General features: G+C 71.6%; 11 protein-coding genes. 4 read left to right on the forward strand and 7 right to left on the reverse strand.

Features of this window, described 5'->3' with window-relative positions; all coding sequences use genetic code 11:
* Positions 1 to 128 precede the first annotated feature (128 nt).
* Together CCN39_RS35885 and CCN39_RS35890 are read left to right on the forward strand one after the other, a co-directional pair.
* Complete coding sequence (locus CCN39_RS35885; RefSeq protein WP_143264276.1) at positions 129 to 1,571, forward strand: PKD domain-containing protein; 1,443 nt, start codon at positions 129 to 131, stop codon at positions 1,569 to 1,571.
* Between the two features lie 19 nt (positions 1,572 to 1,590).
* A complete protein-coding gene (locus tag CCN39_RS35890; RefSeq protein WP_086849670.1) occupies positions 1,591 to 3,057 on the forward strand; it encodes a hypothetical protein in 1,467 nt (488 codons plus the stop codon).
* A 73-nt stretch (positions 3,058 to 3,130) separates the two neighbouring features.
* Here CCN39_RS35890 and CCN39_RS35895 read toward each other — a convergent pair whose 3' ends face one another.
* The 7 genes from CCN39_RS35895 to CCN39_RS35925 all read right to left on the reverse strand — a co-directional run bounded on the left by CCN39_RS35895 (position 3,131) and on the right by CCN39_RS35925 (position 11,537).
* On the reverse strand, positions 3,131 to 3,889 hold the full coding sequence (locus tag CCN39_RS35895) for a hypothetical protein (RefSeq protein ID WP_086849672.1): 759 nt from the start codon (positions 3,887 to 3,889) through the stop codon (positions 3,131 to 3,133).
* Positions 3,890 to 3,994: 105 nt separating this feature from the next.
* The gene (locus CCN39_RS35900; protein WP_086849675.1) at positions 3,995 to 5,458 is read right to left on the reverse strand and encodes a glycoside hydrolase family 3 protein; all 1,464 of its coding nucleotides are present in this window, start codon (positions 5,456 to 5,458) and stop codon (positions 3,995 to 3,997) included.
* A gap of 5 nt (positions 5,459 to 5,463) precedes the next feature.
* Complete coding sequence (locus tag CCN39_RS35905) at positions 5,464 to 6,294, reverse strand: carbohydrate ABC transporter permease (protein ID WP_086849677.1); 831 nt, start codon at positions 6,292 to 6,294, stop codon at positions 5,464 to 5,466.
* Positions 6,291 to 7,277: a carbohydrate ABC transporter permease gene (locus CCN39_RS35910; RefSeq protein WP_086849679.1), complete on the reverse strand. Its 987-nt coding sequence runs from the start codon at positions 7,275 to 7,277 to the stop codon at positions 6,291 to 6,293. Before CCN39_RS35910 ends, CCN39_RS35905 begins: the two co-directional genes overlap by 4 nt.
* A complete protein-coding gene (locus CCN39_RS35915; RefSeq protein WP_086849681.1) occupies positions 7,274 to 8,575 on the reverse strand; it encodes a sugar ABC transporter substrate-binding protein in 1,302 nt (433 codons plus the stop codon). The genes CCN39_RS35910 and CCN39_RS35915 overlap by 4 nt, the downstream gene beginning before the upstream one ends.
* 324 nt (positions 8,576 to 8,899) lie before the next feature.
* A complete protein-coding gene (locus tag CCN39_RS35920; RefSeq protein ID WP_086849683.1) occupies positions 8,900 to 10,699 on the reverse strand; it encodes a sugar phosphate isomerase/epimerase and 4-hydroxyphenylpyruvate domain-containing protein in 1,800 nt (599 codons plus the stop codon).
* Entirely contained in the window at positions 10,689 to 11,537 is an 849-nt protein-coding gene (locus CCN39_RS35925; RefSeq protein ID WP_086849685.1) for a shikimate dehydrogenase, read from the reverse strand. The genes CCN39_RS35920 and CCN39_RS35925 overlap by 11 nt, the downstream gene beginning before the upstream one ends.
* A gap of 113 nt (positions 11,538 to 11,650) precedes the next feature.
* On the opposite strand from CCN39_RS35925, the gene CCN39_RS35930 reads away from it, so the two are divergent.
* Together CCN39_RS35930 and CCN39_RS35935 are read left to right on the forward strand one after the other, a co-directional pair.
* The gene (locus CCN39_RS35930; RefSeq protein ID WP_086849687.1) at positions 11,651 to 12,295 is read left to right on the forward strand and encodes a TetR/AcrR family transcriptional regulator; all 645 of its coding nucleotides are present in this window, start codon (positions 11,651 to 11,653) and stop codon (positions 12,293 to 12,295) included.
* 123 nt (positions 12,296 to 12,418) lie between these two features.
* Positions 12,419 to 13,762, forward strand: coding sequence for an MFS transporter (locus CCN39_RS35935; RefSeq protein ID WP_167455279.1), 1,344 nt, complete (start codon positions 12,419 to 12,421; stop codon positions 13,760 to 13,762).
* The last annotated feature ends 147 nt before the right edge of the window (positions 13,763 to 13,909 follow it).

Raw genomic sequence — 13,909 nt, forward strand, 5'->3', positions numbered from 1 at the left:
GGGATCGTAACGAGAACAACACGAATCCGCCCCCCTCGCGGGTCTTCGTGCCCATGACGAAGACCCGCGAGGGGGGCGGATTCGTGTTGTTCCCGTTACGATCCCGTGGCCGGATCACCGTGGTCACGGTGCTGGTCGCGGTACTGGCCACTGTGGTCCCGGGCGTCGCGCACGCGGCGGCGCCACCGGCCAACGACGACTTCGACGACGCGGCCGTCGTCACGTCCTTGCCGTTCACGGCGCAGGAGGACAGCGGCGCGGCCACCAAGGCGGCCGACGACCCCGGCTGGTGCAGCGGGTACGCCGCGGCCGGCACGGTCTGGTTCCGCTACACCGCAACGCAGGACGGCCTGCTGCGCGCCACGACGGCGGGCAGTGACCACCGGACGCTGCTGTCCGCGAACACCGGCCTGCGCGGCGGCCTGCAGAACGTCGCCGACGCCTGCGACTACGGAACCGGGCCGGCCATCACGTTCCGCGCGACGGCCGGGACGACGTACTCCTTCCTGGTGGCCGGCCTCGACACCCCTGGCGGCGCGCTCTCGTTCGCGCTCGACACGGTCGCCTCGGCGCCCAACGACACGTACGCGGACGCCCAGCCGGTGACCACCCTGCCGTTCACCGGCCAGCCTGATCTCTCGGTGGCCGCGGCCGAAGCCGGCGAGCCCGAATCGACCTGTGTGGACGACGAGGGCCGGCCCTCGGTCTGGTACTCCTACTCCGCCGGCGCGGCGCAGGCACTCAGCGCGCGGGTCCAAGGCACCGACGCCGCCGTCACCGTCTACTCCGGTGGCTCACCGGCGGCACTGACCCAGGTCGCCTGCGCGCGGGACAACTCCTCCCGCCCGGCCCTGTTCCGCACGGAACCCGGCACGGTGTACGCCATCCGCGTCACCGGGGCCCACCACGGCTACGGGCCCTTCCGGTTCACGCTCCAGGAGACACCGCCGCTCGAGCCGGACGTGTCCGTGTACCCGTCGTCCGCCACCGTGTTCGACAACGTCGGGTTCTCCGCGTCGTCGTGGGAGCAGATCGACCTGCCGCTGGGCGGGACGTGGGACTTCGGCGACGGGACGTCGGCCCCGGTCGGCACCGAGACTGTGTACCACCGGTACGCCGCCGACGGCGTCTACTCCGCCACGCTGCACGCGACGTCGCCGGACGGGCGCACCGCGACGGTGACCCGGTCCGTCACGGTGACCACGCACGACGTCGGGATCTCGAAGTTCACCGTCCCGTCCTCGGCGCGGCAAGGGGAAAGCAAGCCGATCAACGTCGACGTGACGAACACGCGATACGCCGAAACGGTGACCGTCGTGCTGTCCAAGCGGTCCACGAACTGGGCCGAGGTCGGCCGGCTGACCCTGCAGGTGCCCGCGCGGGCCACCGGCAAGGTCCGCTTCCCGTTCGCCTACACCTTCACCCCGGACGACGCGGCCGCCGGGAAGGTCGCCTTCCGCGCGGAGGTCCAGCTGGCGTACCCGTCGACCGATGCCCTGCCGGGCGACAACGAGGCGATCTCCGTCGCCACGACCGTCAAGCCGCCCGCCACGCGCATCGCCGCCGTCTGACCGGTTCCAGGGGGAACACATGAAACTCCGCTCGCTGTTCGCCGTCCTCGCGGCCGCCACGGCCGCCCTGCTGGTGCCCGGGGCCGCCCACGCGGCCGCTCCGTCCAACGACGACTTCGGCTCCGCCACCGCCGTCACCGCCCTGCCGTTCAAGGCCTCCCAGGACGTCCGGGAGGCGACGAAGGCGGCCGATGACCCGACACCGTGCAACACCTACACGACGTGGACCGTCTGGTACGACTACACCGCGACCGCGGACGCCCTCGTCCGGGTGACGCCGGCCGGCACCGGCACGCGGCCGTTCGTCGCCGTCTACACCGGTGACCGCGGGGCACTGACCCCGGTCCCGGGCGCCTGCCGGACGTGGGACTACCCCGGGGACGCGACCTTCCGCGCCACCGCCGGGACGACCTACCACGTCATGTTCGCCCAGCAGTACAACCAGGGCGACCTGACGGCGGAGTTCACCACCGTGCCGCCGGCGCAGAACGACGACTTCGCCGCCGCGACGCCCGTCTCGGTGCCCGGGAGCTACGCCGGCGACCTGACCGTGGCCTCGGCCGAGCCCGGCGAGGTGCGGCCGAGCTGCGACCCGGACGCGGAGAAGTCGGTGTGGTTCGGGTTCACCGCGGACCGCACGCGGTCGGTGAGCGCGCAGGCGATGTACGACTGGGGCCCCGGCATCACGGTGTACCGGGGCACGGCGGCGACCGCGTTGTCCGAAGTGGACTGCGTCGCCTCCGGTGACCGCCGGGCGGCCGTGTTCACCGCGGTCGCCGGTGAGACCTACCGGATCCGCGTCGCCGACGACACCGAGGCCGCGACGCTGTACGAGCTCCGGCTCGACACGGCTCCGCCGCTTTCGCCGTGGGTGACGCCGTACCCGAACAACCCCACGGTGTACACCGATGTGACGCTGGCTCCCTACTCGGGCGACAGCCTCCTCCGGGACTTCGTCAGCGGCGAAGTGCGGTTCGGCGACGGCGGATCGGCGCCCATCACCGGTGCGCCCATCGTGCACCGGTACGCCGCGGACGGCGAGTACCGCGTCGAGGTCACCGGGGCGACCGCCGACGGCCGGACCGGCACCGGCTTCGGCACGGTGAAGGTCGAAACGCACGACGTGTCGCTTTCGGACTTCGTGGTGCCGGCCAAGGGGCGGGTGGACGAGACCAAGCCGATCAAGGTGTCGGTCGCGAACACCCGCCACGACGAAACGGTCACGGTCACCCTGTCGAAGCTGAACGAGCAGGGCTACTACCAGCAGGTCGGGCAGCTGAAGCAGTGGGTGCCGGCAGCGGCGGGCCGCAAGGTGGTCTTCCCGTTCGCCTACACCTACACGGCGGCCGACGCCGCGGCGGGCAAGGCGGAGTTCAAGGTGTCCGCGAGCCTCGACCCGTCCTACCGCGAGGACGCCCGCCCCGACGACAACGAACTGCGCGGCTCGACCACGGTCCGGGCGAGGACCGCGGTCGCGATGTTCTGAAGTCCGAAGTGGACGGACGCGGCCGGGCCCCTGTCCGAGGGAGGTGGACAGGGGCCCGGGCCCGTTCAGCGGGTCAGTGGTTGTACTTGAACCACGGCTGCGCCCAGCCGAGGTAGGTCTGGCCCCACTTGCTCTTGATCTGCGCGATCGTGGTCTCGGTGTAGCTGCCGTAGCCGTTGATGTCGTTCGACAGGAACTTGCCGTCGCCGATCGAGATCATCGTGTGCCCGGCGCCGCTGCTCTTGAAGTAGGCGAGCCCACCGGCCGGGACCTGGTAGTCACCGGCGTGCTTGTACGAGGACGGGATCTGGGTCCAGTGGATGTAGGCCGTCTCCGAGCCGGAGGCGGGCCAGCCGTAGTTCTGCGCGTTGATCCGGTCGCACCAGCCCTCGTAGGAGTCGAGGTCGCCGGTGTGGATGCGGGTCTTGGCGTACGCCACGGCCTGCGCGCAGGTCTTCGGGTTGCCGGTGCCCGCGGTGGAGCAGGTCAGCGTCGAGCCCGCGCAGTCCGGGGCGACCCGGCCGTCGGAGCCGGTGTAGACGTAGGCGTCGCTGATGTAGCCGTCGCCCACCTTGTCCCAGATGTCCGAGGTGCCGTACTTGCCGTCGACCGTGGATCCGTTGGTCTGGCAGGTGATGGTCACCGCGGTGCCGTCGGCGATGCTGCCGATCGAGCCCGCGGTGGCGCTCGGGCTGGACCGCACGGTCAGCGCCGCACCCGAGTCGGTGTGCACCGTGCCTGTGGCCGCGAACGCCGGGCCCGCCCCGGCGACCACGATCGCCGCGGCGATACCGGCCACCCCGGCCAGCCGCTTCACGATCCCCATGTTCATTTTTCGTCCTCCAGTTTTCCGGTGTGCGGACAGAATGCGGTCCACCGGTACAAGCCGCGTACAAACCGCGGCTGAACTTCTGGAGATGCGGCAAAGCGGACGAAACTACGGCCGGGTCAGGTATTCCGCCGCGGCGCGCAGGCTGACGTACGAGCCGCTGAACGTGTCGATCCGCGGGCCGGCGTCGCCGCCGGGCCCGGGCACGCCGGTTTCCACGCGGATGAAGTCCAGCCCGGACAGGGCGTCGAGCAGCTCGCGCACCCTCGGGTGCCGGTGCGCCTCCCGCGTCACCACGACGACACTGCGGAACTCCTTCGCCGCTTCGAGCACCGCGCCGGCGTCGTCGGGGGTCGCGGTGACGGCCCGGGTGCCCGGCACGAGCTCGGCCAGGTGCGTGCCGAGGCCCCACGGCATCGGGCCGGCCGCGATGGTCGGCTCGGTCTGGACGTCGACCACCAGTGGCGGCCCGGCCAGCCTCGGCTCGCCCTGGACCCGCAGCGCCTTGCGGGCCGCCTCCAGGCCCAGCCGCCGGTCCACCGGGCCCACCGAAGCCGGTGCCGGGTCGGTGCCCAGCGCCGCCGTCCGCGCGGCCGCCTCCGCCAGCCGCTCCAGGGGCAGCTCCCCCGCCGCGACCGCGGCCACGATCGCCGAGACGCACGCGTCGAGCGCGGGAGCCTCGAACGCCGCGCCGCCGAGGCACAACGCGTCCGCCCCGGCGGCCAGTGCCCGGACGGCCGACCGGCCGAGACCGTCGTGCCGCCCGTACGCCCCGGACACCGCGCCCATCTCCAGGGCGTCGGTGATCACCGCGCCGCTGAAGCCGAGCTCGCCGCGCAGGACGTCGGTGAGCGCGGTGCGGTTGAGCGTGGCCGGCTCGTCGCCCCAGGCGCGGACGACCAGGTGGCCGGACATCACCGAGCGCACGCCGGCCCGGATCGCCGCGGCGAACGGGACCAGCTCGATCTCCCGCAGTTCTTCGACGGTCCGCGGCAGCACCGGCAGCGCCACGTGCGAGTCCTCGGTCGCCGCGCCGTGGCCCGGGAAGTGCTTGGCGCACGCCGCGACCCCGTACTTCTGCAGGCCGGTGACGTACGCCGCGACGTGCGGAGACGCCTTCACGGGGTCGGACCCGAACGCCCGGACGCCGATGATCGGGTCCTCGGCGGCCAGGGTCAGGTCCGCGCACGGCGCCAGGTTCACCGTGACACCGCAGGCCGCCAGCCGTTCGCCGAGCGCGGCGGCGACCGCCGTGGTCAGCTCCGGGTCGTCGGCCGCGCCGAGGGCCAGCGGGCCCGGCACGAACGACCCGGTGTTGACGTCGAGGCGGGTGACGTCGCCGCCCTCCTCGTCGATCCCGACCACCACCCCGTCGCGCTCGCCGCGCAGCTGCGCGGTGAGCGCGGCGACCTGCTCGTCGTCGACGACGTTGCGGCCGAACAGCACCACCCCGCCCAGGCCTCCGGCGATCCGGCGGCGCAGCCAGTCCGGTGCGGTCGTCCCGGCGAACCCGGGCAGGAGGACGGCTTCGGCGAGCTTCTCGGGCGAGGACTGCGTCTCTGGCGTGGCCAACGGGGCTACCCCTTCACGGCGCCGGCGGTCGTGCCGGACACGAGCTTGCGTTGCACGAGCAGGAAGAAGATCAGCGCCGGGATCGCGTAGATGACCGACGCGGCCATCACGCCGCCCCAGTCGGTGGCGAACGCGGTCCGGAACGACGCCAGCCACACCGGCAGCGTCTCCTTCGGCTTGTCCCGGATGAACACCAGCGCGAACAGGTACTCGTTCCACGCCGTGATGAAGCTGAACACCGAGGTGGTGACCAGCCCCGGGCCGAGCAGCGGCAGCGTCACCCGGCGGAACGCGCCGGTCTGGCTGCAGCCGTCGATCATCGCGGCCTCTTCCAGCTCGTACGGGATCCCGTTGACGAAGCCGTAGAGCATCCAGACCGTGAACGGCAGCGTCGTGGCGAAGTAGATCAGCAGCAGCGACGGCAGCGTGTTGAGCAGCCCGGCGTCCCGCATCAGCAGGAACAGCGGGATGAACAGGGCCGACACCGGGGCCAGCTGCGCCACCATCACCAGCACGAGGAAGCCCTTGCGGCCGGTGAACCGCAGCCGCGACAGCGGGATCGCCGCGAGTGTCCCGGCGACCAGCGCGCACAGCACCGACCCGACCGTGACGATCAGGCTGTTCATCAGGTAGGTCGGGAAGTTGTCCTTGCTAAGCGCGGTGGCGAAGTTGCCGAACGAGAACGACGTCGGGATCAGGTCGTACTTGGGCGAGAGGATCTGGCCCGGCGATCTCAGCGACGTGACGAACATCCAGTACGTCGGGAAGGCGATCGCCAGCGCGACCAGGACGCCGACGACCGACAGCGCGATCCGCTGCGGCAGCGATTTCCTCATTTGAGACCACCTTCCGGGGTCCGGACGAGCAGCTGGATGTACCGGCCGGTGATGAGCGCCAGCACGATCAGCATCAGCGTCGCGATCGCGCCCGCCGCGCCGAAGTGGTTGCCCGCGATGCCCTTGAGGTACAGCACGACGGCCAGGGTGGTGCTCCCGCCGTCGGGCCCGCCCTCGCGGATCGCCCAGATCTGGGCGAAGGCGTTGAAGTCCCACAGCACCGACAGGAACGTCACCATGGTGGTGATCGGCCGGATGGCGGGCCAGGTGACCGCGCGGAACGTCTGCCACGCGCTGGCGCCGTCGATGCCCGCGGCCTCGTACTGCTCGCGCGGGACGCCGATGATGCCCGCGTACAGCGAGAACGTCACGAACGGCACGGCCTGCCACACGATGAGCAGCCCGATCACCGTCAGCGTGCTCGGGCCGCTGGAGAACCACGAGAAGCCGATGAAGCCGTGGAAGCCGAGCCGGTCGAGGGTTTTGTTGAGGATGCCGTACTGCTCGTCGAAGATCCACTGGAACACCGTGGTCGTGGCGATCACCGGCGTGGCCCACGCCAGGACCAGCGTCACCTGCACCATGATCCGCACGACCGGGCCGAGGTGGCGCATCAGCACCGCCAGCAGCAGGCCGCCGAGGATGGTCGCGGCCACGATGGCGGCGGTGAAGACCAGCGTCCGGACGGTGATCGTCCAGAACTCCGGGTCGGAGAGCGTGTTCGTGTAGTTGTCGAACCCGATCCAGATCATCTTGCCGGAGACGAGCTGGCCGATGTCGAGCTTGCGGAAGCTGATCGCGAGCACCTGGACCAGCGGCCAGGCGAGCAGCACCAGGATGGCCGCCAACGCGGGGAGCAGGAGCAGGTACGGGAGCACCCGGTCGCCGAACCGGCCCCGCCTGCGCTTCTTGACCCGGGCGTCGCGCGGCGATGCCGGCGGGGTGGCCCCCGCCGGCATCGTCACATTCGCGGTCGCGGTCATCCGCCGATGAGCTTGTTCAGCGCTGCGTTGGCGTCGGCGGTCGCCTGGTCGAGCGTCTTCTTGCCGGTCAGGTACGCGGTCAGCATGTCCTTGACCGGGTTCTGGCCGGACTCCACGTCACCCCACTTGGGGCTGGCCGGCACGGCCTTGCCGTTGGCCGACGCCTTGGCCATCACGCTGCCCAGCGGGTCCTTGTCCAGGCCGGTGAGGTCGGTCGAGGCACCGGGCACGACGCCGGCGGCGGCGAGCTGGCTCTGGTACTTCGGGCTGGAGAGCAGCTTGACGTACTCCTTGGCCGCGGCCACGTTCTTGCTGTTGGCCGGGATGGCGAGGTTCGAACCACCCAGGAAGACCGGGGCGCTCTGGCCGGCGGTCTTGCTCGGGATCGCGAAGGCGCCGGTCTTGGCCGTCAGGCTCGCGTCGGTCTTGGCCGCGGTCGCCAGCTCCCACGGGAGGCCGATCATCATGGCCACCTTGCCCGCGCCGTAGACGGTCGCCTGCTGCGGCTTGGCCTCGTCGGCGTCCTTCGGCGCCTTGGTGCCGGAGGTGTCGACGAGCTTCTTGTAGAAGTCGAGGCCCGCCTTGGCCTCGGGGGTGTCGAGGGTGGCCTTGTAGTTCTTGCCGTCGGCCTTGGCGATGTCCCCGCCGTTGTCCCAGATGAACGACAGCAGCGCGTACCAGTTCTGGCCCGGCATGTAGAGCGCCTGGAAGTCGGGGTCGGAGCCGAACTTGGTCTTCAGCTTGCCGATCGCGTCGATCCACTCGTCGTTCGACGCCGGCGCCTTCGTGATGCCGGCCTGCTCGAACATGTCCTTGCGGTAGATGACCTCACGGTTGGCCGCGTAGAACGGGACGCCGTAGATCTTGCCGTCGTAGCTGCCGGAGTCGGCGAGACCCTTGAGCCACTGGGCGCCGTTGAAGCTGTCCTTGTCGGCGGTCAGGTCGGTCAGGACGCCGTCCTGCGAGGCGAACGCGGCGGTCTGCGTGTTGCCGATCTCGATGACGTCCGGCGGCGCGCCGCTGGCCAGCGCGGTGGTCAGCTTCTGCTGGATGCCGTCCCACTGCTGGACTTCGTACTTGACCTTGACCCCGGGGTGCGCGGCCTCGAACTCCTTGTTGAGCGCGTTGGTCAGCGTCTCCGGCGCGGAGCCGGTCATCAGCCAGACCGTGACGGTCCCGCTCAGCGGTGCATTGCCGCTCGACGAGGCCGCGGTGTCCGAGCCACCGGAACCCGCGCAGCCCGCGGTCGCGAGCGTGAGTGCGGCGGCGCCCGCCGCCAGCTTGAGCCAGCGTTTCACTCGATGCCGTCCTTTCCATGCCCGGCCACCGCGGCCGGACGCCCCAAATGGTGTAGACCAATGTTGGGGTTAGAGTGGTACGTACCACAGGCCCTGTCAAGGCGGTTGCCGGAACGTTGTAAACGCACCGGGGAGTTGTACGGGCGGTAGCCGGCCGGTTACGTCGGCCGGGCCCGGCGGCGACAGAAATCGTCCCGATAGGAAGGTGTCCGGGCCTTTTTTCACCGCAGCGCGGCGGAAATCCCGCACGCCCGCGCGGGGGTGGCCCGACGAAAACCGCCCCGGGAAAGACTTCCCGGGGCGGTGCGCGTGCGTGCGCTGTGTTCAGGCGGGGGTTTTCGCCGGTGGCGCGGCACATCGGCGGGCGCGGTGGGCGGCCATCCGCACCGGCGCGTTGACGACGCCGTAGCCCTGGTACCCGCCAATCCGCTGCACCACCTCGAAGAACACCCGCGCCCCGGCCAGCGCGGTGTAGAAGTGCAGGAACTCCCCCGTGTCGTCGCGGTCGTACAGCACCGAGTGCGCCCGCAGCGCGGCCAGGCGCTCGGCCGGCAGCTCCAGGCGGGCGTCGAGATCGTCGTAGTAGTTGCCCGGGATCTCCAGCAGCGGCGCGCCCGCGGCACGCATGGCCGAAGCCGCCGCCAGCGCGTCCGTGCAGGCGAACGCCACGTGCTGCGGTTCGGGGACCGCCGGCGCCCATTCGCCGCGGCGGACCACGGCGCTGTCCAGCGTCAGCCGGACCTCCCCCGCCGCCACCGCGCGGCTGCGCACCAGCCCGAACGGCGCCGCGAACTCGGCCACCGGGGACGGCGCCAGCCCGAACACCGAGCGGTAGAACAGCGCCGCCTCCTCGAAGTGGTCGAAGGGCTGGGTGAGCGCCACGTGATCGATTCCGACGACCCCCGCCCCGGGCGCCGTTTCGCCGGTGGGCGCGAAGTCGTCCCGCCAGTCCTCGCCGCAGAGGAACACCTGGGTGCCGTCCGGCGCCGCGACCGACGCCAGGTCGGCCTCGCGCGGGCCGCGCACCCGCGGCAGGACCGGCGCCAGCAGCGCCTCGGCCCGGCGGGCGGACCGGGCCGGATCGGTGCTCGCCAGCGCGACCGCGCCGACGGCGCCGTGGGCCGCGCCGCCTTCGTTGACCACCACCCGGGCCTCGCCCTGCTCCCACAGCTCGACCGGCTTGGTCCGGTGGACGCCGGTGCGGGCGAACCCGAGCGACGCCAGCACCCGGCCCGCGCCGGGGTCGGTGACGACCTCGGCGAACGCGTGGCCGGTCAGCGCGGGCGCGGCCGGCAGCTCCCGTACCCCGAGGGACTCCTTCAACGCCAGCAGCGAACGCAGCGCGTCGACCGCGGCCGGGCGCGGGTCGGCCTGGCGGAACACGTCGTTGAAGACCTCCAGCGACAGCGGCCCGCGGTAGCCCGCGGCGAGGACGTGCCCGGTGAACGCGGTGAGGTCGAAGTCGCCCTGGCCGGGGAAGAGCCGGTGGTGCCGGCTCCACGGCAGGACGTCCATCGGCAGCTTCGGCGCGTCGGCGAGCTGGAGGAAGAAGATCTTGTCGCCGGGGATCGCGCGGATCGGCGCCGGGTCGTGGCCCTTCGAGAGGATGTGGAAGCTGTCCAGGCAGACGCCGAGCGCGGGGTGGGCGGCGCGGCGGACGATGCGCCAGGCGTGCTCGTACCCGCTGACGTGCCGTCCCCAGGCCAGGGCTTCGTAGGCGACCCGCATCCCGCGCGTCGCGGCCAGCTCCGCCAGCGCGTGCAGCTGCTCCGCGGCCAGTTCGTCGTCGTCGATCGCCTCCGGCGAGACCGACGAGCAGACCAGGATCGTGCCGGTGCCGAGCTCGGCCATGACGTCGAACTTGCGCGCCGCGCGGCGCAGATTGGCCGCGTGCCGCTCCGGCGGGACGGCTTCGAAGTCGCGGAACGGCTGGTAGAGGTCGATCGACAGGCCGAGGTCGGTGCAGCGGCGGCGGATTTCGGCCGGGCTCGACGGGGAGACCAGCAGGTCGTTCTCGAACAGCTCGACGCCGTCGAACCCGGCCGCCGCGGCCGCGGCGAGCTTGTCCTCCAGGGTGCCGGACAGGCAGACGGTGGCGATGGCGGTGCGCGGTTCAGGCGGCACGGGCGGCCTCCCCTTCCAGGGCGTCGAAGTGGCGCAGCATCCGCGCCGGGTCGGGCTCGGCGCCGGTGAACAGCCGGAACGACTCGGCGGCCTGCAGCACGACCATGCCGCCGCCGTTCAGCACCCGGCAGCCGCGGGCGCGGGCGGCGGCCAGCAGCGCGGTTTCCAGCGGGCGGTAGACGATGTCGGCGACCCACAGCCGCGGGTGCAGCAGCTCGGCGGGCACCGGCGAGCCGGGGTGGGCGGCCATCCCGGTCGGGGTGGCGTGCACGAGGCCGTCGGCGCGGTGGATCGCGGTCAGGTCGCCGGTTTCCGCCCGGCCCGGGCCGAACCGCCGCTCGAGCGCCTCGACCAGGTGGGCACTCCGGTCGCTGTCGACGTCGTGGACGGTGAGCCGCCCGGTGCCGAGCGAGACGAGGGCGTGCGCGACGGCCGCGCCCGCTCCCCCGGCGCCGAGCAGGACGACGTCGTCCATCCGCACGTCCGGCAGGCCGCGCCGGAGGCTGCTGGCGAACCCGGTCGCGTCGGTGTTGTGGCCGACCGCGCGTCCCCGGTGGAACACGACGGTGTTGACCGCGCCGAGCGCTTCGGCTTCCGGCGAGAGCTCGTCCAGGTGCGGCAGGACCGCCTGCTTGGCCGGGTGGGTGACGTTGAGGCCGTCGAACCCGGCGAGGCGGGCGGCGGCGAGGACGTCGGCGACCGGGCGGCGCAGCACGTCGAGGTCCAGCAACCGGTAGACGTAGCGGAGACCGAGCTCGTCGGCCTCGCGTTCGTGCAGTGCCGGGCTGGCGGACGGCCCGATGCCCGTGCCGACGAGTCCGATCAAGTAGCTGGTCACGCGTTACCCTCCGGCCGCTAATGTACGAACTAGTACGTTCACGGTAGCGCGGCGTCCGCCCCGGCGGAAGAGCTGGACTAGAGTGGGTGTTCACCTGCAGCGGAGGGAGCCCGGTGGCCGCACCATCGTCGGAGGCCGAGCGCCAGCGCGACAAGGAACGGACGCGCGCCGACATCCTCGCCGTGGCCACGCGGGAGTTCGCGGACAAGGGCTACACCGGCGCCCGGGTCGACGAGATCGCCGCGCGCACCAGCACCACCAAGCGGATGATCTACTACTACTTCGGCGGCAAGGAACAGCTCTACATCGCCGTGCTGGAGCGGGCGTACTCCGCGCTCCGCACCTCGGAAGCGGCGCTGGACGTCGAGCACCTCGAGCCGGAGGACGCGCTGCGGCAGCTGGCCGCGCTGACCTTCGACCACCACGAGGCCAACCCGGACTTCATCCGGCTGGTCAGCATCGAGAACATCCACCACGCGGAACACCTCTCGCAGTCGGAGATCCTGGCCGGACTGGCCGACCCGGCACTCGGCGGGATCACGCGGATCCTCGAGCGGGGCCGGAAGGCCGGCCTGTTCCGGGCCGACGTCGACGCGCTCGACGTCCACATGGTCATCAGCTCGTTCTGCGTGTTCCGGCTGGCGAACCGGCACACGTTCCAGGCGATCTTCAGCCGCGACATGCTCGACCCGGCCCGCCGGCAGCACTACCGCACGATGCTGGGCGACTTGCTGATCGAGTACCTGACCGCGCGCTGAGCTCGACGCCCGAACTCGGCAAAAGGATCTCTTGACACCCGGCGCCCCGGTCTCGCACTCTCTATTAACTAACTAGACCGTACATTGCTTCCCGCCCCAGCCTTCAGCACCTCAGTCTGAGCAATGAAGCACGGACGTCAGGAGATCGTGCCCGTGACCGGATCGATGCCCCGCAAGGCGGCGCTGGCCGCCTGGATCGGCAGCGCGCTCGAGTACTACGACTTCTTCATCTACGGCACCGCCGCCGCGCTCGTGTTCGGCAAGGTGTTCTTCCCCGCCTCCTCCCCCGCCACCGGCACCCTGCTCGCGCTGGCCACCTTCGGCGTCGGCTACCTCGCCCGGCCGGTCGGCGCGTTCGTCCTCGGCCACGTCGGCGACCGGTTCGGCCGCAAGCGCGTGCTCGTCTTCACCCTGCTGCTCATGGGCTTCGCGACGTTCTGCGTCGGCTGCCTGCCGACCTACGCGACCGCGGGCGTCCTCGCCCCGGTCCTGCTGGTCGTTCTCCGCCTGCTGCAAGGACTTTCCGCGGCCGGCGAGCAGGCCGGCGCGAACTCGATGTCGCTGGAGCACGCCCCGGAGCACCGGCGCGCCTACTTCACCAGCTTCACCCTGAGCGGCACCCAGGCCGGCCAGATCCTGGCCACCGCGATCTTCCTGCCGGTGGCGGCGCTGCCGTCGCAAGACCTGCTGACCTGGGGCTGGCGGCTGCCGTTCTGGGGCAGCGCGCTGGTCGTGGTGGTCGGCTTCGTGATCCGGCGCAAGCTCGACGAGACGCCGGTGTTCGAACGCACCGAGGTCGCGAAGCTGCCGGTCGCGCTGCTGTTCCGGAACCACTGGGCGGACGTCCTGCGGGTGATCGTCGCGGCGACGATCGCCTCGGTGAGCACGATCTTCACCGTCTACGCGCTGAGCTACGCGGTCAACACGATCGGCCTGTCCCGCACCCCGATGCTCTGGGTCGGCGTGCTCGCGAACGTCGTCGCGCTGGCGGCGATCCCGCTGCTGGCCGGGCTCGCCGACCGGGTCGGGCGCAAACCGGTGTTCATCACCGGCTGCCTGGCCTGCGGCGTGCTGATCTTCCCGTACCTGTGGTCGATTTCGATCGGCTCGTACGCGCTGCTGTTCGTGCTCGGCATCGTGCTGTTCGGCGTGGCGTACTCCGGCGTCAACGGGGTCTGGCCGTCGCTGTACGGCGAGATGTTCAGCGCCCGGGTCCGCCTGTCCGGCATGGCGATCGGCACCCAGATCGGCTTCGCGGTGGCGGGTTTCGCGCCCAGCGTGGTGGCCGCGATCGGGTCCGGCAAGGAGGACTGGCTCGGCGTCGCGATCTTCACCGCGGCGGTCTGCGTGGTGGCGGCGCTGGCCGCGGCGACGGCCCGGGAGACCTACCGGGTGCCGACCGCGCAGCTGGGCGGCGCGGCACCCACTTCACCGTCCACTGTGGTCGCGTCCGCTGTGGACGGTTAGAACGGGACGCCGACGGCAGCGGCGAGAGCCCGCACGGCGGTCCACAACCCGGCGCCGGCGGTCGCGAGACCGCCGGCGTCCCGGAGCAGGTCCCGGGCCCGGCGCACCTTCGCGCCCGCGTCCGTTCCGCCGTGCACGACGTCCCGG

Origin of the sequence: Amycolatopsis kentuckyensis, from assembly GCF_002155975.1 — a bacterium.
GTDB lineage: Bacteria > Actinomycetota > Actinomycetes > Mycobacteriales > Pseudonocardiaceae > Amycolatopsis > Amycolatopsis kentuckyensis.

Excerpts from the sequence above, each read along its gene's own strand:
- CCN39_RS35895 (WP_086849672.1), bottom strand. The coding sequence starts at position 3,889 with ATGAACATGGGGATCGTGAAGCGGCTGGCCGGGGTGGCCGGTATCGCC.
- CCN39_RS35905 (WP_086849677.1), bottom strand. The coding sequence starts at position 6,294 with ATGAGGAAATCGCTGCCGCAGCGGATCGCGCTGTCGGTCGTCGGCGTC.
- CCN39_RS35890 (WP_086849670.1), top strand. The coding sequence starts at position 1,591 with ATGAAACTCCGCTCGCTGTTCGCCGTCCTCGCGGCCGCCACGGCCGCC.
- CCN39_RS35910 (WP_086849679.1), bottom strand. The coding sequence starts at position 7,277 with ATGACCGCGACCGCGAATGTGACGATGCCGGCGGGGGCCACCCCGCCG.
- CCN39_RS35935 (WP_167455279.1), top strand. The coding sequence starts at position 12,419 with ATGAAGCACGGACGTCAGGAGATCGTGCCCGTGACCGGATCGATGCCC.